The organism is Actinoplanes sp. NPDC049598, assembly GCF_040675435.1.
Classification (GTDB): Bacteria; Actinomycetota; Actinomycetes; order Mycobacteriales; family Micromonosporaceae; genus Actinoplanes.
Genome location: NZ_JBFAOX010000008.1, coordinates 74,740 through 93,925 on the forward strand (window position 1 = coordinate 74,740; position 19,186 = coordinate 93,925).

The window sequence follows — 19,186 nt, forward strand, 5'->3', positions numbered from 1 at the left end:
GCTCGACTGAGATGGGAAGCCGCAGCTCGCGGAGATCGCGCGGAGGTGGAACACGTCGCGGGTCGATGGTGCGGGCGAGGAGCCACGCGCGGAACGGCTCACCGGCCACTGCGGTACGCCATCCGGCAAGAAATCCTGGCGATGCCCCGCGCCGATTTCGGCCGGCACGGGGCTGGCCGGGTCAGTGCCGGCCGGCAGCGGTACGCAGAACCGGCAGGTATCCGAGGCGGTAACCAGCGTCGTTCGGGTGGAACGGCCCGGTCGCCGCGGTCAACCCATTCATCCAAGGAGTGGTGCCGCACAAGCCGTGCCCGTCGAACGCGTGCCGGACGTCGACGAACCGGGCGCCGTTCTTGGCCGCCCGCGTGGCGATCGTCCTGTCCAAGGCGTCTACCGCGTCGTTGAGGGCGGTCCGCTTGACCAGATCGAACGGCTGGCCCGCGCAGTCGCCGGTCAACTCGAAGAAGTGGGCGTACCCGGCCACCAGGAGCCGGGCCCGCGGCGCCCGCTGCTTGATCGCGGCATAGACGGCGTCCAGACGGGAGGGCAAAGTGGTGGCGGCGAACTGCTCGGCCGCCACCACCGTGTTCAGACAGTCGGCGTCGGTGCCTTGCGCACAGGTTCCGATCCCGGTCGTGAAGCCGAGGTCGTTGCCCCCGATGGTGATCGTGACGAGGCTCGTCGACGTGGTCAGCGGCGACAACTGATTAGCGGTCACCGCGGCGGTGGTCGCCCCGCTGCACGCGGCGAACGTGAACGAGGAGGCGTGGGAGATGTCGGCGAGCTGCTGCGGGAAGCCGTTCGGGCTCCGCAGGCATACCGGGTCGCTGAATGGCCCGGACGAGCCGACGCCTGACGAGACCGAGTCGCCCAGGGCTACGTAGGAAGGGGTGTCACCTCGGCAGTCGGCCAGCGCCGCCCCGGACGTCGCCGCAAGCAGCGCCGTGGAAGCGAGGACGGAGGCGATGATGCCGCGAACCTTCATGAGTGTCTCCGTTCGTATGCGCCACCGGGCGGTGGCGCACTTGCCGTCGACGCCCTGTTGCCGCCGTTCACGGTCGTGAGGCTGTTCACACGGGTCGCCCGCGTGCCTCGCCGTCAGGCGGCGGATACCGCGTCGACAATGCGAACATCGGGCTCGACCGACGACGTCAGCGGCAATTACCAGCTTGGCTGAACCAACGGCGGCTACTGGCAGCGGTACACCGTGAACGTGGCGGCGGCGCGCACGTACAGCATCGCCTATCGCTATGCCGCGCCCAGCGTGGTCACCGGCGCCCTCTATCTGTCGTCCGTCGAGCGGCGTCAACCAACTACTTCACGGTGAGCTGACAGTTCTCGTGCTCCGGGCTGGAGCTGCCCTTCGCCCCCCGGCGTGGGCGGCCCGAATCGGCATCGAATGATCGCCGGGGTGAACCCTGACCGTCGATCTCCGACGTCACGATCACGACCATTGCGACGGCGAGCCTTTTCTTCGCCGAGGAGTGGACGCCGACCTGAGGAAGGCACATGGCACTCGAGGCGAGCGATGAGCTGAACCGCTTTCAGCTCTGGCTGTCCGGTGAGCAGTTCCCGAGCGCGAACGAGGACCGTTTACGCGCACAGGCGCAGGCGTACGACGACGCGGCGAACGCCATCGAGACGGTCATCCCGATGTTCGCCGCCGCGGTGTCCGACATTCGTTCCGGGGTGTCTGGGGAGTCCGAGCGGGCGTTCGCCGATGCCATGGAAAAGTATGTCGGCGATAACGGGCTGCTCACCTTCTCCGGCAAGTATGTGCATCGTCTGGGCAGCGGCATGGATGACCTGGCGACCCAGGTCGAGTACACCAAGCTCATGATCATCGTGATCTTGATCGAGTTGCTGATCGAGTTTCTCTCCGCGATGGCCGTCGCCTGGCTCTTTCCCGGCATCATGGCTCAGTTGACGGCCCGCCTGCTGGTCGGCCGGTCGATGATTCTGGCGTGGCTCGTCCGCCTCGGTGTCTCGGTCGCCTCGGCCGAGCTGATCGGCATCTCCATGCAGGTGCTTATGGATCTCATCGTTCAGGAGATCCAGATCCAGGCGGGTCACCGCAAGGGTGTCGACCGGCGCAACGTCGTTCAGGCGGTCGAGGTGGGCGCGCTCGGTGGCGCGATCGGCCTGACCGTCGGCGAGCTGGGTGCCCTCGTCAGCAAGCTCGCCCAGCACACGGGAGTGGTGCTCCCGCACGGCGCCGGAATTGAATACGTCGAACATGTCAGCCACGAGTCCGCGTCGGAGTTCGTGACCGAAGGTACCTGGAGCGAGATCCAGGGCGGCACCTGGGATCTGGGAGCGTCGATCGGCGGCCTGTTGTCGGGCTCCGCGTCCGCCTCGGTGGAATTCGCCGGCGAGCGCGCGGGAACCGCTCTGCGCAAAGCGACCGGGATGGCCCAACCGGGCGAGTTCGCGGACCACGAGTCCCCGGTGGGTGACGAGCCGGATGAGCCGTTCCCAGCGCCACCGCCCTCGTATCCGGAGGCCCTGGCGGAGCCCGCGTACCTGCCGCCTCTCGGTGAGGCCGGGGCCGGGGCCGAGACGGCCGAGAGCGCTCCTCCACCCCGATATGCCGAGACGGCCGCCGGCGCCGATCGGCCTCGGTCCGTCGCGGCGGAGGGGCCCGTCGCCGATGGCCGGTCCGCCGACGCGATCTCGCGGTCCTCGATTCCGGGCCGGCCGGAAGGCCGATCGGCAAGCGGTTCAATTCTGTCGTCGCGACTGCGTCAGCCGGTGACCGAGGCCGTAGTCACGATGGGCGGCGTGGGAGAGGACCCGCGCCCGGTGCCGCGGATCCTGCACATGGTCGTCGCCGGCCCGGAACCCGTGACCACCGAGGTCCGTTCCCACATCCGGTCCTGGGCCACCCGGGCGGCCGCAGAGGGATGGAGTGTCCGCGTCTGGGTCGATCAGGCAGCGGCGATCGCCAACCCGGACCTGGCCGGCGTCCTCGGTCGGCAGGTCACCGTTTCCGAGTTCGAGCCGCCCACCGTGGCCGACGCCGAACCGGCTCAGCCGGCTCGGCCGGTGACCGGCGACGTCATGGCGATCACCGTTCTGCACGAGCACGGCGGCGTTCTGGTCGACGTCACCGTGCCACCGGCTGGCGTCCGGCTTCCGGACGTGGAACTGGTCATGGGTACCGGTCCGGCCGACGTGCCGTTCTTCGGCGGATCGATCCAGGGCCGGTCCGTCGTCGGGCACGGCGCTCCCATCGTGGTGTCGCCTCCGCGCACCGCGTTCCTCGACGAAGCCCGCCGAGCCGTTCTCCAGCCGGAGCCGGTGGCGGTGCCCGCGTCGCTGACCGGCCCGAGCGCGACGATGGTAGCGGTCCTCACCGAGCGCCACGGCGTGGATGTGGCCCCCGACCCCGCGCTCGCCTACCAGTTCGAACCCCACCCACGGCCGGCGGAAGCGGTCGATGCTCCGGCACCGCCGAGGGCCGCCTGGCCCGCCCCGCACCCGTCCCCCGGCTCCCCGATCCCTTCGGCGCTGGCCGACGACGAGGCCGCCCGCGCCGCTCACCCGGAGCTGGCCTCGATGAATCCCGAATCGACCACGACCAGCTGTGTCCTCACCGCGATCGTCCTGGACATGAACCTCGAACCGGGCGAGGCCATGACGTGGAACACTCACGACGCCGGTCCCCTGCCCCTGCTCGACCTGGTGAACTATCAACGCCAGCAGCTCGACCTGGCCGACGACCAGTCACGGCTGTACCGGATGGATGTCGCATCCATCCGCGCTGCTCTCGCGGTCCACGCCGGCGCGCGCGGCATCGTCATCGCCGGCGGCCCGGATGCGGTCATCCGGCACGCCTTCAACGTCGTGCACGACGAGCACGGCGTCAGCTTCCTCGACGGCCAGCGGGCCGGTCTCGCACGCCTGCCGCGCGGTGGACGCGATCTCATCTTCGTGCCGCTGACCCCGCAGGTCGCGGATCTCGGCGCCCCCTCGGTCGAGCCGCATGAGCTCGCCGGTCTGGTCGGCGGTCTGATCGGTGTGGAACGTCAGCTCGAAGCGCTCGCCATCGGTGCGCCTCGGCTCAGCGGTACGAGCGGCAAGGTGCTTCTGCTGAGCGCCCGCAACGGTCTGGTCAAGGTCTACACCGACTGGGGTTTTCGGTTCGAAGGCACCGACGGCCGGTTTTACGGCGACCGCTCGCACCTACCCCCGGGCGTCGGCGTGGTTCGTCTGACGCCGTTCCTGGTGCCCGAGATCGTCACTGCCCCGTGGACCCTCCTGAGGGGCGAGTACGGGAACATCGCAGCCGATGTGCGGCAGACCGAGAACGTCATCCGCGCCGCCTTGATGTCGTCCGACGGCCGGACCCTGTCCGAGATCTTCCGCGGCAACAACGCCATCAAGGTTCACAAGAACTGGGCCATCCACCAAAGTGGCCTCTTCCCCCACGGCAACAGCGTCATGCAACACGTGACCGTCGGCGTCCCGATCGCCGCCGGGCCCGGTATCATGGCCGAACTGCTTCCGCTGATGACTCCGGGCACGTCGACGACGATCGCCGAGGAGGGCATCCGCTTCGGGAACACCGTTGCCCAGCGGTATCTGCGGTTCGCGGGATGGGGAGAACAGACCGGTGACCGGCTCCGCCTCGCTTTGCTGACCAACCGGCGCGCGTCGTCCATCTTCACCGTGACCGCTCTCGCCTACATGCACGCGGCGGCCGAGGCCTACAGCCGAGGTCGTGGTCGCCTGGTGAAACAAGCCATCCCGCTGGCGCTCCGCGAATCCCTGCTGACGGTACGGAACCTGATCCACCCGGAGGCGCAGTCGTTCCTCATGGCGAACCGGTCGGTGATCCGATCCGACTTCGTCGACATCTTCCTGCGGAGACGGCCCCGCTTCATGCAGGAACACGGGAACCCCGGGCAGTCCCCGGTCGATGTCGTCCTCGATGGCCGACTTCCGCAGGACCCCATCACGCCGGGGATGTACCTGGACCAACTGCTGAGTGGGCAAAGCCCCGCCTACGATCAGACGGAGCTGTTCTCCATCGCGCCGGTGCAGCCCTCGGTCGGCCGGGCGGGCGGCGACTACCTCGCCATCGTCGAGATCCGGAACATCGGTGCCCACCAGAATTGGTATTCGACCGAGGGCGAAGCCGACCACAACGTCCGACTCATCTCCGAGCTCATGCAGCGAGGCGACGTCCAAGCCAACCTGATGATGGCGTCGGAGAACCCCGCCGATGCCGTCGCGGTGGGAATCGCCGACACGGTGCGCGGCCTCCTGACGAACGGGCCCGCGTACGCCTCGGCCTGGGCCGCCAACGCGTCGTATTGGCTCTCCGCCTATGCCATCCGAGGTCACGAGCAGTCGGCGCACGCGAGGATGCTGTCCGCTCTCGTCGCGGCCAGTCTGCCCGCCGCGGGCGGGGTACCGGCACCCGACGGCCGGGCGGGCGCAGCGGCTTCCGGTCGGCCGGTGGGGTCGGCGTTGTCGGCCGCGGAGATGGCCCGGGCTTTTCCGTGGTTGTCCGGGGTGAATCCCGATCGTGGTCGGGGTGGGGAGTATCTGACCAACTGTGTGGTCACTGCGATCGCGACTGATCTGAGTCTTCGCGAGGGGGTGTTGCACGAGGCGCCGCCGGCGTCGGCGTTGCCGGTCGAGGATTTGGTGAATTACCAGAATCAGGTGCTGGGCCGTCCTGGCGCGCGGTTCGTGGTCAGCGATTTCGCCGAGCTGACGGAAGTTCTCGGCCGGTCTCAGGAAGGCAATCGTGGCGTCGTCGTGGTGCGGGGAGCGGGGGAGGAGATCTCGCACGCGTTCAACATGATCGTGGGTCCGGAAGGCGTGAGTTATCTGGACGGCCAATCCGGCGGTCCGGCCCGCCGGCCGGACGACATGAATGAGCTGTTCTTCCTGCCCTTGACCGACGGCGCCGAAGTGCTGGCCCGCGACGCGTTGCCACTCGCGGCGGACAGCGCCCCCACCGTTCGCCTCGTCGGTGCCCCCAGCATCTTCGCCAGTCTCCGCTCGACGTTGCGCACCGGAGCCGGCGGCCGGGCCGCGCATGAGTTGGTGCCCTCGTCGAGTGACGACCTGGCCGGCCCGAGTGGTCACCTGTCGACGAGTCATCCGATCGGCGGCCCGGATCACCGGAGTTACCCACGGCGCAGCGCTCACCGCCCAAGCGGGAGCCGGCGGATCCACCACCAGACCGACGCGTACATGGTGTGGCGACGCGACGTCGGTACGCTGGCTCAGGCGTTCGACACGACCGGATATCTGGGATTCGACAGCCGGCCGCCGTCCGGCCGATCCGGTGATGTCCTGATCCGTATCGCGATCGCGGCGGACGCGGGCCGGCTGTCGGCCGATGCGAGCGAGGTGTGGCTGAGCGCCGACCACTTGGACCAGGCCTTCATAGCCGACCTCACCCGCGTCGGAACCCTGGGCCGCCGGCAGCGACTGGCCGAGTCCTCCGTCCAAGGGCAGCGCCTTCGGGACCTCGTGGACGGTGTCGTACACGCGCCCGACTCCCGGCTGCATCCGTCGGCGCGCCCACGAATTCCGGTCGATCACCTCAGAGCCGCGGCCGTGGGCGCCGCTCGTGCGGCCAACGTGATACAGAACCGCCGGCCACTGCCCGGTACCCCCTTGGTCACCTCGGCTCACCACGTCGGATCGCCGGCCTTCTCGACGGCCCCGATAGGCATCAGCTATCTCACCCGCCCGGAACACGAGCTGTTCTCGACGATCTGGCCCACCGATCCCCAGCACAGCTATCGGGTCGACACCGGGGTCGACGGCGCACCGGAACACGTCCGAGCGTTGCCGTTTACTCTCGATGAACAGATGTTCGTCGTTCTCACCCATGCCAGTCAGTACGGCTTGTGGATGTCGACGAACCGCGATCCGGCCCCTTCGGTGAACCGGTATGTCGACCGTCTGCGCGACTACCTGCCGGTGAACGGAGGGACGCTGGCCCAGCACGTGTTGGCCGATCCCACCTACCAACAGCATCTGCGCCGATGGGGAACCCGGACGAGCATCCTGCTCACCGCCTGCCGAGCCCTGCCTGACGCCCAGGCCTTCGCGCGCTCGATGGGCCGCACGGTGTGGGCCTCGGACGGCTTCGTCACGGTCCAGACCACTACTCTGGGACTACAACAACAAGGGCGGGATGAACCGCGCTGGTATCAGGTTCTGCCCGACGGCAGTTTGCACAGCGTGACACCCCGGACGCCGAACATCGAGCTGGCGGAGTACAGCCCGGTGCAGTTCGCCGACGTCGCGCTTCCCTCCGAGGATGGTCCCCCATCGCCGCCGGGCCGGCGAGACCGCCCCGGGCGGCCCCGGGCGTCGTCGGTGACGCACCACGGGTACCACCCGGCGCCGCATGGGGAGCAGCAGAGCGATCCTTTCCCCGTCGACGTCATGACCGAACGGGCTCGGAGCCTGCTGAGTGCTGCCCTGCACAACCCGGGCGGCGACCTGGCTCGGTGGATCGACACCGCCGGACTGGACAGCAATCAAGCCGACTGTCTTCCGCTGGCGTGGGCCGCATACATCACCCGTTACGGCCGAGCCGGCAACAAAGCCGTCACCGGCCATTCCTACGATGATTTCCTGGAAGCTCTCGGCGGTCGATGGAGCCCCGGCATGTCACCCCGTCACCTGCTCGGCGTGCTGCGGGAGCACCCGGGGTCGTCGGCGCTGATTCACGAGCGCACCAGCCGCTCGCACCTCTTCTGGCTGATGACCGATCCCGACGGGACTGTCCGCGTCGTCGATCCGCAGACCCCTGGTCGCTACCGCACGCCCTATGCCTACGACGTCAGGTCGAACGACGCCTGGACCAGGGCGCTCCATTCACCCGACAGCCGGGTCATGCTCGTCGACGCCGGCGGTCGCCCGTTCGACAAGGCGGCTGGGCAACCACCCGGGGACGCCGCCCGATTCGGTCCGCAGCCCCCGGTCCGTCTGCGATCACAGGATCTGACCGCGTTGGTGGACCGCGTCGTGACGACGACAAAGGCAACGGCCGGCCTGACGCTGGCTGACTGCGTCACTCTGCTCAGCGAGGTGCAGGGCGGGATCTATGCGAACCGTCAGGCAATCGGCCGTCCGGTCGGCGCCGTCGACGACTCCGCTGTCGGTACTGGGCGGGTCGAGGACCGACTGGCCCCGGGCGGTAGCTGGTCGGCCGCCGCCAGCTGGTCTGACATCGAGACGGCAGTCCGGCGGTCCGGCCCCGGGAGCACCGCGCTGGTGCTGGCCAGGTACCAGTCCGGGATCGGCCACGCCTTCGCGCTGCACCACACGATCGACGATGGTGACGGTCTTCGGTGGATCGAGCCCCACAACGCGCCAGGCGACCGTCTGATCGGCGCCGAGCGCCTGCGGGTCGCCGGCCAGACACGATTCGTGGTCCTGGACGCCGCCGGTCACGCCGTACCCGTGGCGCCACGGTCATCGACCACAGGGGCCGGGGCCCTGATCGATGTTCCCCCGCACCTGTCGTACGGCCGGGGCGGCCTCGAGGTCGAGGTGCACAGCGCATACGTCGAAATACCGGACGGCGTGCACGACCAACCCGGCATGCCCGTGGCCTGGCATGAGCAGACCGGCGTTCAGGTAGTACTGGACACCGGCACCTTCTACGGGTTGATCGGCGAGGAGTCCCTGCACCAGGAGTCGGCGCTCCTCGACCGAACGCGACTCGAGCCCGAGACCTATCGGTCCCGGATCCTGGAGTTCGTCAACCGCTACCCCTTCCAGGTCCTCCGGCACGAGCACGCGGTGGTTCCGAACCCCGCACTCGATCTGATTCGCCGCGTGACCAACAGACTCGAACGCCGGGGTCCCAATCGCCGGACCAGGCTCACCGATCTCCTCCCGTCGCGGGACGGCTGGACGTTGTCCGCGGAATTCGATCAGGCCGCGGTCATCTCGGTCGATCCTGGCGGCATCCCCGATCTGGCGGTCCACTACACCATGGGCGTACCGCTGCGGGCGGTCAATCAGTTCCTGAGGTACCTGGAACCCGGTATTCATCCGGAAACGCCGTACTACGAGTGGCAGAGGACGATCGTCCGGGACGCCACGCGCTTCAGTACTGCCGTCGGGGACGTGCTCTCGGATTTCCATGACTCCCTGCGATCCGGCGACCGTGCCGACATCGAAGGGCTGCTCGCCCTGACATACGTTGTGGGCGCCACCCAATTGTTCGGGCCGATTCTCGAAGTGGGTCTCGCGCGATACCTCATGGCGGCGGCGCCTCGTCACAATCTTCTGGTGGTCCGGAACCAGCTCAGCGATCGGGCGCGGGCTCTGCTCGGGGTTCACCGGGAACAGATCGCAGCCGCGTTCGACGACCGCATCCTGGAGGCCATGCCCGAATTCGAGTCGCGGGAACGCGCCACGTTCGCAATACGTCACCGGCGCGCGCTCAGGCCGCATCGTGAACATCGCGCGCGTGAGCTGTTCGACTACGTGATCTCGGGGAATCCGCCCCCGCACGGGTGGAACATCGACTCAGGGGTTCACACCCAGTTCGCCGACCTGGACGCATCGCGGGGGCCGGCCCGGCCGCCATTGGTGCTCCTCGAAATCAGGTCGATGGCGGGTGGGCTCGCCGACATGCTGAGCGTCGAGCAGTACTACGCCCAAGTCAGCGACATGGCGCGGCAGGCCACCGATGAAACGGAAGGCCATGCGCGTCCATGGGTGCCGAGCTCCGCCCTGCAAAGTTCGTCCACGCCTCCCGCCCATGCGAGATTCGGGGGCAACCATCCACTGAACCGGCCGCCGGGGCTGGTCGGCACCCCGGAATTCGCCACGCCGCCGTTCGGGGGCAGCTACCCCCGTCCTCGGGCGCATTCAGTCACCCACGGCGGACCCTACGGGGCGCCGCGTGGCCGTGACCGAAACGATCCGTCCCCGTCCGGGTCGTGACATTTCACGCTCGTGCCGTTTGGCGCACTGCCCTGGAGGATCCAGGCGGTGACCTCGCGTCCGACCACCTCGGTGTGGGGGCGATGACATGGCGCCGATTGAACTCCGGGCGGTGCGTCACGACGAGTCTGAGGTGCGCCGATCGGTGGGTCGGCCGCCCACCAAGTACTCCGGATGCCACGTTAGGACAACCGGTGCGGTCGAGCAGACCGGCCGGACAGGAGAGGTACCAGTATGGCTCGACGCCTTTTCACCGCGGCTGTCACGATGACAGCGACGATTCTCCTGGCCGGCTGCGGTAGCGCCGGCTCCTCCGGGACGGAGGCACCCCCTTCCGCCGCGGCGAACGGCGGGTGCGCCCCGGTTTCCGGTAGATCCCTTCGGGTTCTCGTCGACGACAAAAAACTCCAGAACACCGACAATGTCGTCCCGGCCGTCAACGCGAAGGCCTCGTCGCCTGAGTTGATCGCCGTGCTTGACCGGGTTTCGGCGGCTCTGGACACCACCAAGCTGATCGCGTTGAACAAGGCGGTCGACATCGACCGTAAGTCGCCGAAGGCGGCGGCGGAGCAGTTCGTCACCGACAATCATGTGACGGCCGGAATCGCCAAGGGAGCGGGCGGCACCCTCACGGTCGGCGCCGCGAACTTCAGCGAGAGCGCGACATTGGGCGAGATCTACGGATTGGCCCTGACCGCGGCTGGTTACCGGGTCAAGGTTCAACAGATCGGCAATCGCGAACTGTACGCACCCGCTCTCGAGAAGGGGGACCTCGACGTGGTCCCCGAGTACGCGGCCACCTTGGCCACCTTCCTGACGGGCAAGAGCGCCGATCCCTCCTCGCCTGATCTGAACACGACCATGAGCCACCTGCGGATGCTTGGTCAGAAGGTGGGTCTCGTATTCGGTGCGGCCTCGGCCGCTCAGGACCAGAACGCCTTCGCCACCACGACGGCGTTCGCCGACAAGTACGGCGTGAAAACGCTGTCCGACCTGGCCGCCAGATGTTCCGGGGCGGCAACCGTTCTGGGCGGTCCGGCGGAATGCCCTCAGCGTCCCAAGTGTGAACTCGGTCTGGCCGCCACCTACTCGTTCCGGCCTGGTCGGTTCGCCAGCCTCGATGCCGGTGGCCCGCTGACCAAGAGCGGTCTCGAACAGGGCACCGTCAGCGTCGGCCTGGTGTTCAGCTCCGACGGCGCGCTGACGGCCGGCTGACGGCGGATACCCGGGGCGGAGCCGGAACTGGCTATGCTCAGTCTGGTCCTTTTGGTGGCGTTGGGGGCGGTGCTGCTGTCCGCCGAGGTGGTGGCGCGCCGGCTCCGCGTCGTACCGCCGGTGCCGCTGGTGGCCGGTGGTGTCGTGCTCGGCTTCCTGCCCGCGCTGCGTGGGGTGCAACTGCCGCCGGAAACCGTGTTGCTGCTGTTCTTGCCGGCGCTCTTGTTCTGGGAGAGCCTGACGACGTCCTTGCGCGAGATTCGCAGCGATCTGCGCACTGTGGTGCTGATGAGTACCGCTCTCGTAGTCGTTACGGCAGCAGCGGTCGCTGTCGCGGCGCGGGCGAGTGGACTGGCATGGGGACCGGCTTGGGTGCTGGGCGCGGCGGTCGCCCCGACGGACGCCACCGCGGCCGGCGCGCTGACCCGCCTCCTGCCACGCCGGATGGTCACCTTGCTTCGCGCGGAGAGCCTGGTCAATGACGGTACCGCGCTGGTGATCTATGCCCTGGCGATCGGCATCACGGTGGGCGGACAGCGGCTGAGCGTGCCGCACGCCGGATGGTTGTTCTTCCTCGCCTACGGCGGCGGGGCGCTGGCCGGCGTCGTCACCGCCTGGCTCGGTATCCGGATGCGGCGGCGACTGGATGACCCGATGCAGGAGAACGTCGCCATCCTGTTGATCCCGTTCATCGCCTACCTGCTGGCCGAAGCGATGCATGCCTCCGGGGTGGTGGCGGTCGTCATCTGCGGGCTGATCATCAGTCAGGCCGGGCCGAGAATCGGGCGCGCCGGTACCCGTCAGCAGACCATAGCTTTTTGGTCCTTCGCCACCTACCTGCTCAACGGTGCGCTGTTCGTGCTGATCGGGTTGCAGGCACAGGCAGCGGTCCGGGGCTTGACCAGCGTCGCTCTGACCCAGGGAGTGATCAGCGTCGGGGTGGTCGCGGGGACCGTGATCGGGGCCCGGTTCGGCTGGTTGTTCACCGCTCCGTATGTGATCCGAGTACTCGACCGGCGGCCACAGCAGCGCCAACGCCGGGTCGGCGCCCGGGCCCGGGTGGTCAACGGGTTCGCTGGTTTCCGGGGCGCGGTCTCGCTCGCAGCAGCTCTCGCGGTTCCGCATACGGTGGTGTCCGGACGGCCGTTCCCCGATCGTGACCTCGTCATCTTCGTGACCGCCGGTGTCATCCTCGTCACTCTGGCCGGGCAGGCGTTGCTCCTGCCGGTGGTGGTGCGATGGGCCCGGCTCCCACCCGACACCGGCGTCCGGCAGGAGCGGCACCTGGCGGAGACAACAGTTCTGCGAGACGCGCTCGAGGCGCTACCGCGAGTGGCGGCCGAACAGGACGCGGGACGCGACGTCGTCGAGCGCCTGCGTGACGAATACGAGATGCGTCTGCAGGTCCTGCACGTCCATGGCGATGAGGCAGACGACAGGGCCGCCGTGTGCTTCGATCGTCAGGACCGCGCGCTGAGACTGGCGATGGTCGCGGAGAAGCGTCACGCTCTCGTGCGCCTGCGGGACGACGACCGCATCGACGACGTGGTGCTGCGCCAGGTGCAGTCACGCCTGGACATGGAGGAGCTGCGCCTCTCGGGGCTCTCTTGACCGGCACCGGCGTTGCCGACATGCCGGGCCGGGCCTCATCGGCCGTAGCCTCCGAGGCCACGGCGCATCGCGACGAGGACCGCCGCGCCCACACCGGAACCGATCAGCAGGAAGACCCAGACCCGATGGACCGCGGCCAGCGAACTCGGGTCGGACGCGCCGGACAGCAGGGAGACCGCGACGGCCACGCCCACGGCCGCACCGATCTGCCGCGCGGTGTTCAGCACCGCGCTGCCGGTCGTTGCCCGCTGCGCCGGCAGGGTCGCCGCGGAGGACAGCAGGGGAGCCTGGATCAGGCCGCTGCCGGCGCCGGCCATCACGAGCGTCCACACGAAAACGCCTCCGTACGCTGGGCGCGACGGCACCCACGCGATGGCGAGCGCGAAAGCCACCATCAACGACAGCAAGCCCACCGCCGGGGGGATCGTACGCCCGAGCCGCTTGCTGACCGCGCTGCTGTTGACGGCCACGATCGCCGTGCACAGCGGTGCGGGGAGCATGGCCACTCCCGCCTTCAACGTCCCGTAGTGCCACACCTCCTGCAGGAAAAGAACGGTGACCAACAGCCATCCCGCCAAAACGGTGTAGTAGGCGAAAAGACCGGCCGCGGACGAACCGAACTCGCGGTTGCGGAACAGGTGCGCCTCAACGAGGGCCTGGGGGTGCCGAATCGCGGCGGCGACCACCCCCGCCAGGGCTGCCGCCCCCGCGACGTACAGCACGATGACGCGGGAGCTGCCCCAGCCCCAGCTCGGCCCCTGCACCGTGGCGAGGACCAGCAACGTGACCGTGGTCAGCAGCAAAGCGGTCGACACCGGCTCCGGCAGCCGGCTGTCGGCATGACGGGGCAGCCGGGGAAGGCACCACATGCCCAGCAGGAACGCGGCCACCCCGATGGGAGCATTGATCAGGAAGATCCAGCGCCAGTCGGCCTCGCTCAGCACACCGCCGATGACCGGGCCGGATGCCGCGGCGACGGCCGCGACCGCGGCCCACAGACTGATCACGAGGGTGTGCCGGCGTACCGGGAAAGCGGGCAGCAGCAGGCTCAGCGAGGTAGGTACGACGATCGCCGCGCCGACGGCCTGCACCCCCCGGCTGACGATCAGAGCGGCCAGGCCAGGCGAGAGCGCGCACAGCGCCGACCCGGCGGTGAAGACGATGAGGCCGGTGAGGAGGAACCCCCTCCGGCCGAAGTGATCGGCCAGGCGCCCGCTGGGCACCATCAACGCGGCGAAGACGATTGCGTATGCCGTCAGCACCCAGGACACCGGTACCAGGTCGGTCTGGTGGAAGGATCGGGCGATGGTCGGGATCGCGACGTTGACGACGAACAGGTCCAGGTTCGCCATGAACGACACGGCGCCGAGAACCACCATGATCCACCATCGGCGAGCGTGGCCGACGTCGTCGACCGGAACCGGAACAAGCGTTCCCGTGCTCATGTTATTTTCCTCCAGCGTGCTCAGTATCGAGGGAGAAAGAGACGTCGGCGGCTAACCACGGGCGTGCACGGAACCCCAGCCCCCGTCGACGTTGAGCAGTTGTCCAGTGAGATAGGCGCCGGCCGGGCCGGCGAAGAACAAAATGGCCTGGGCGACGTCCTCGGGCTCGCTCAGCCGCCCCAGCACGTACTCCTTGGTCAGCGTCTGGACCAGCGCGGTGTTGCCCGTGATGGAGGCGGAAAAGTCCGTGTGGACCAGCCCCGGGCGGACCGCGTTGACTCGCACGTTGCGCGACCCCCACTCCGCCGCCATGGCCAGCGTCAGAGCGTCCACGGCGCCCTTCGTCGTGGCGTACAGCGTCACGCCGGCCATGCTGCGGTCGCTGCCCACCGCGGACGACACGTTGACGATGCTGCCGCCGCCGGCTGCCGCCATGTGGGCGGCCATCTTGGAACCCAGCAGGAGCGGGGCCCGGACGTTGAGCGCCCAGAGCGCGTCGGCCTCGGCCGCCGGCAGGTCGGGCGTCGGGGTGAAGCTTCCCGCCTCGCCGGCGTTGTTCACCAGCACTTCGACGCGTTCGAGTCGCTGGAGGAGGGCCGTGGTCACCCGGTCGGCGGCGTCGGGCTCGGACAGGTCGGCCGGCACTACCACGGTGTCAGCCGGCAGGCTGTCGGCGGTGGCTCGCAACGACTCGATCCGGCGGCCGACTAGTGCGACGCGCGCGCCGGCGCGGGCGAGCAGCACGGCGGTGCTGTGGCCGATGCCCCGGCCGCCGCCGGTGATCACGGCGGTCCGGCCGGCCAGCGGCCGGGAGGGCAGCGCATTCATGGTGTGTTCGGTCATCGTGGTGTACCACTTTCTCGTGTAGGGGTGGGTTGATCCGGGGATCCGGAGCAGCCGGCGGGGGTCAGCGCAGCAGTGGGATCACCGCGGCGAACGCGGCCATGTGCGGTTCGAGCACGCTGATGTAGGACAAGCCCCACTCCTCGCGGTAGCGCAGGAGACGCTCGGCGAGTTCGGCCGGTGATCCGGCGAGGACACCGGGCATCTCGGCGAGCTGCTGGGCGGTCATCCCGGAGGCCTTGCTGATCATTGAAAGGTCGACCTCGTCGATCGTGTCGCCAACGGCCGCCACGAACAGGTTGAGCTCGATGTCGCGTCCGCCCGCCGCCGCGCGGACGACCGAGACGCGGCGGCCGAGACCGGGTCCGAACCCGGCGTGGATCGGGAAGCTGATGATGTCGGCGTGCGCCGCGGCCATCGTCAGGATCCGGTCGCCGACGCCGGCCACCATGATCGGCGGCCGGGGCTTGTCCGCCTGGGCCGCCAGCAGGACGCGGGTCTCGGTGATGAGGGAGGTCAGCTTGCGCAGACGGTCTCCCGGCGTGCCGAAGGGCACCCCAGCCGCCTCGAACTCGGCCTCGACGTAGCCGGCGCCGAGCCCGAGCTCGAACCGGCCACCGCTGAGCCGCCACAACTCGGCGGCGTCACGGGCCAGGTAGCCGGGGCTCAGCACACCGCCGTTGAGCACGTAGGTGCCGACGGTGAGGTTCGGCGACACTTCGGCCGCGGCGGCGAGGGCCGGGAACGGCGCCACCATCCCGAGGTGATCAGGGACCTGGAGGACGTCGTAGCCGAGATCCTCCACCTGCCGGACGCGGGTGGCCCACAGTGGTGTCGAGCCACCTTGCAGCAGACTGACGCCGAAGCGGAAAGGGCGCTCGTTCATGCCCGTACGGTCGGCCGGGGCCCAGCCGGGTTCATCATGATCCGGGTCACGGCTCGGAGCGGCCGCGGATTTCCGGTCTCGCGTGAACTTGCCGCGCCAGCGTACGACGGTTGACGACGTGGGAGCTACTGCGCCGGACCCCGATCCGATGCCTCAGGTCCTGGCCTACGGGGACTCCCTGGTCCTTGTCCGTGGTCTCGCCGGGCCGTCGCCATCGATCGTCCGCCGGATCGCCCGGGAGGCGGGCCGGCCTGTCGTCGTGGTGGCGGCCGACCCTCCGCTGCCGGTGGCGGAGTTGGCGAGCCACCTGGCCGAGCGGCTTCCGGTGGGTACCCGGGCGATCCGGCTGGTGCTGTCGCACGCCGGCCGCCGCGAGGTGGCCGGTCGCCTGTCCGAGTGGCTCCGTGTCGAGGTGGTCGCGCCGACCGATGTCGTGATGCTGCTGCCGTCCGGTCTGCTCTTCGTCGTCGGCGGCCGGTGGGAGACCTACCGTGGCGGGGCGGCCGTCGGCCGGTCGGGCGCGCGTCATCCCGCGCCGTCGTGGCAAGAGGTTACGGGCGAGGTCCTGTCGTCGGGGCCCTTCACCGCCGTCCCGGCCGGCTTCCTGTGGCATCCGCGCGGCGCGTCACCCGCCCCGGATGTGGGGATCCTGGCGCTGGAGATGGATCCGTCTCGGCCCGCGCTGATTCTGGGCCGGGGAGCCCAGGCCGACCTCGAGGCGGTGCCGCGAGCGTTGCGCCGTCGCGTCGCGCTCGTCCCGTACGCGGGCGGCCAGGCCCGGGCGCACCGCCTGGCCGAACGTCTCGCGGCCCGGTACGGGGGAGACGTGGACGTGGTCGGCGGTGTTCCGGGCGACCTCGCCTGGCAGCCGTTCGGGCAGCGGTTCGCCTACCACGCCGGCGTGGCCCCCGTGCTCACCCGATGGGCCGGACAGGGTCCGCCGTGGTGGCGGATCGGGTCCGGATGGGCGGTGGAAGTCGTGCGCTGCGGCTTCTGGCTGCGGAACGCCGAGGACACCTCGGCTGCCGACGTCGCCCGCCGCGTCCCGATGGACGACCGCCACCCACTCCTGTTTCTGGACCCGGGCCTGCCCGCGGACGCCGGTGTGGTGGCCTCACTGCTCAGCCAGGCCCTGGCCTACCTGCCCACCGATCTCGCCGCCACGCTCCGGTTGGTGGTGGACCGCACCGACGCGGATCGCTGGGCCGGCGCCGATGCCGTCACCGCCCGGTTCGGTCCGATCTTCACACTCACCCCCGACGGTTCGCTGATCGCGCCGGCCGAGGAGCCCGCGACCACGGCAACGGCCGCGGACGGGTCAACGGTCACCGCCGCCGAGCCGCCGCCCGCCCGTCTGCCGGTTGCCGAGCCGGTGCCCGAGCCGTCACCGGTTGCTGAGCCGGTACCTGAGCCGCCGTCCACACCAGAGGCGCCCGAGGTGAAGCCGCCTACTCCGGCACCGTCCGTGCCCGCGCCGCCGGCCGCCCTCAGGCCGCCGGCGGGCGAGGTCACCGGCAGGTTGCGGGCGGCCGACGAGAGCGCGCCGGCCCCGAAGGCGGCTGACGGGGGTGCCGGCTGGGCCGGTCCCTTGCTGGCCGCCTGGGAGGTCGACGACGTCGCCCCGGGGCAGACCCTGGTTGCCGCGGAGGCGCTCATCGCCGGCCCGGTGCCCGTTGCTGGACCGCTCACCGCCGTCTGGTCGGTCACTGGACGACGGCTGCCGGGACAGTCCGACGCCTACGTCTTCGCCGCCGGAACCCGCTTCCACCTGGTCGAGTTGGACGAAGCCGACCCGGTCGTACCGAGGGTCGCCCTGGTCCGGGAGGTCGACGGATCCGAAGCGGGGCTCCCGGACCCGGCGGTCCGGGAGGCACTTCGCCGGCTCGTCCTCGCCTACCGTCGGGCCGTCACTTCGGAGGCTCCGCCCGCTGGTCGGCCAGCCCCAGCGAGTCGATGATCGAGGTACAGGCCAGCAACCAGGCCCGGCGGGTGGCGACGGCCAGGTGGTCGTATTCGATCCGGCCGCCCGAGCGGACGTACGGATCATGGGGGATGACCACGACGTCGCGTACCACCTCCCGGTAGCGCTCGGTGATCTGCCGCAGGAGTTCGGGGTCGGTCCTCGGGTCGGCGCAGGAGACGACCGCGACGGCGTTGGCGGCCAGCTTCTGGTGACCGCTGCGGCGCAGATGGTCGAGCATCCAGAGGCCGCTGTCGGCCACGTCGCTCTGCACTGTCGTGGGCACCACAAGGCAATCGGCCAGATCGGTGACGGCTCGCCAGTTCGCGGATCGGACGTTGTTGCCGGTGTCGACCACCAGGAGGCGGTAGTACCGGCTGAGGGCGGTCCACAACTTGGCGACCGCGGCATCGTCGATGATGTCCATCGCTCCGGGTTTGTCATCCGACGCGAGGACGTCGAACCGGGCGCTCTGCGGTCGCAGATAGCCCGACAGCCGTCCCACGCTGGCCGATACGGACAGGAAATCGTCGATGTCCTGGAGCAGGTCGACCACGGTCCGCCCGTGCGGCGCGTCCTCGGCGCGGATGCCGAGCGTGCCCCGGGTCTCATTGTTGTCCCAGACCAGTGTGTAGCCGCCACGGTGGAAGCCGAGCGTGGCCCCGGCCAGCAGCGCAGTCGGCGTCTTGGCCGCTCCCCCTTTCGGGTTGGCGACGACCACGGTCATCGCCCGTTTGAACGGACGGAGGAGCCGACGGCGCGCCGCCCGGTGCAGTCGTTCCTCCGGACCGGCCCCGATGGTGAGAGCCCCATGCGCGAGGCGGTTGGCGCGTCCCCGCCAGCCCCACTGCGCGGGGCGGGCGTCGAGGCCGATTGGCGATGGCGTACCGCCGAGGGAGGGGGCGGACACCGGGGCGGGTGCCGTCCACATGGTGGAGTCCGGTTCCGGCGCGCGGACCGGGCGGCCGGTCGGTGACGGCGGAACGCCGCCGGAGGCTGCGGCCCGGTCGGTCACCTCGGCCGCGATGGCGTCGCGGTCGAACTTCGCGGTACCGAAGTCGTCCGGCTCGTTGAGCGGAGGTGTGCCCTCGATGTGCGCGGTCATGGTTGGTCGGCTCCCTGTCGGTCGGCGGCCGGTGTGCCAAGGCACGGCGGCTCGCAACGGTGAGGGGAGGCGGCAAAGGGAACGGGACGAGGACGGGTGTGGGGTCCGGCTGTCCTCGGCATCCGACTGTACGTCATCACCCGCCGTGGGCCCACGCGACGTCGGCCAGGGATAACCGCCGC

Annotated in this window: 9 protein-coding genes; 4 read left to right on the plus strand and 5 right to left on the minus strand. The window is 69.6% G+C overall.

The window, feature by feature from the left end; all coding sequences use genetic code 11:
• Window positions 1-181: 181 nt before the first annotated feature.
• On the minus strand, window positions 182-985 hold the full coding sequence (locus AB0J66_RS19740) for an SGNH/GDSL hydrolase family protein (RefSeq protein ID WP_364662331.1): 804 nt from the start codon (window positions 983-985) through the stop codon (window positions 182-184).
• A gap of 524 nt (window positions 986-1,509) precedes the next feature.
• Here AB0J66_RS19740 and AB0J66_RS19745 point away from each other — a divergent pair.
• From AB0J66_RS19745 to AB0J66_RS19755, 3 genes are all read left to right on the plus strand, one after another.
• The gene (locus tag AB0J66_RS19745; protein ID WP_364662334.1) at window positions 1,510-9,939 is read left to right on the plus strand and encodes a hypothetical protein; all 8,430 of its coding nucleotides are present in this window, start codon (window positions 1,510-1,512) and stop codon (window positions 9,937-9,939) included.
• Window positions 9,940-10,173: 234 nt separating this feature from the next.
• Window positions 10,174-11,154 (plus strand): glycine betaine ABC transporter substrate-binding protein, encoded by a 981-nt coding sequence (locus tag AB0J66_RS19750; protein WP_364662336.1) that lies wholly within the window; start codon window positions 10,174-10,176, stop codon window positions 11,152-11,154.
• Between the two features lie 33 nt (window positions 11,155-11,187).
• Complete coding sequence (locus AB0J66_RS19755; protein ID WP_364662339.1) at window positions 11,188-12,765, plus strand: Na+/H+ antiporter; 1,578 nt, start codon at window positions 11,188-11,190, stop codon at window positions 12,763-12,765.
• Window positions 12,766-12,800: 35 nt separating this feature from the next.
• On the opposite strand, the gene AB0J66_RS19760 is transcribed toward AB0J66_RS19755, so the two are convergent.
• The 3 genes from AB0J66_RS19760 to AB0J66_RS19770 all read right to left on the minus strand — a co-directional run bounded on the left by AB0J66_RS19760 (window position 12,801) and on the right by AB0J66_RS19770 (window position 15,939).
• Entirely contained in the window at window positions 12,801-14,210 is a 1,410-nt protein-coding gene (locus tag AB0J66_RS19760; RefSeq protein WP_364662342.1) for an MFS transporter, read from the minus strand.
• Window positions 14,211-14,261: 51 nt separating this feature from the next.
• On the minus strand, window positions 14,262-15,053 hold the full coding sequence (locus AB0J66_RS19765) for an SDR family oxidoreductase (RefSeq protein ID WP_364662344.1): 792 nt from the start codon (window positions 15,051-15,053) through the stop codon (window positions 14,262-14,264).
• A gap of 64 nt (window positions 15,054-15,117) precedes the next feature.
• Window positions 15,118-15,939: a TIGR03621 family F420-dependent LLM class oxidoreductase gene (locus tag AB0J66_RS19770; RefSeq protein WP_364662347.1), complete on the minus strand. Its 822-nt coding sequence runs from the start codon at window positions 15,937-15,939 to the stop codon at window positions 15,118-15,120.
• 118 nt (window positions 15,940-16,057) lie between these two features.
• Here AB0J66_RS19770 and AB0J66_RS19775 point away from each other — a divergent pair, with 118 nt between their 5' ends.
• Window positions 16,058-17,896, plus strand: coding sequence for a hypothetical protein (locus AB0J66_RS19775; protein WP_364662349.1), 1,839 nt, complete (start codon window positions 16,058-16,060; stop codon window positions 17,894-17,896).
• On the opposite strand, the gene AB0J66_RS19780 is transcribed toward AB0J66_RS19775, so the two are convergent.
• Window positions 17,847-19,004: a cobalamin biosynthesis protein CobQ gene (locus AB0J66_RS19780; RefSeq protein ID WP_364662352.1), complete on the minus strand. Its 1,158-nt coding sequence runs from the start codon at window positions 19,002-19,004 to the stop codon at window positions 17,847-17,849. The genes AB0J66_RS19775 and AB0J66_RS19780 overlap by 50 nt on opposite strands.
• Window positions 19,005-19,186 lie beyond the last annotated feature (182 nt).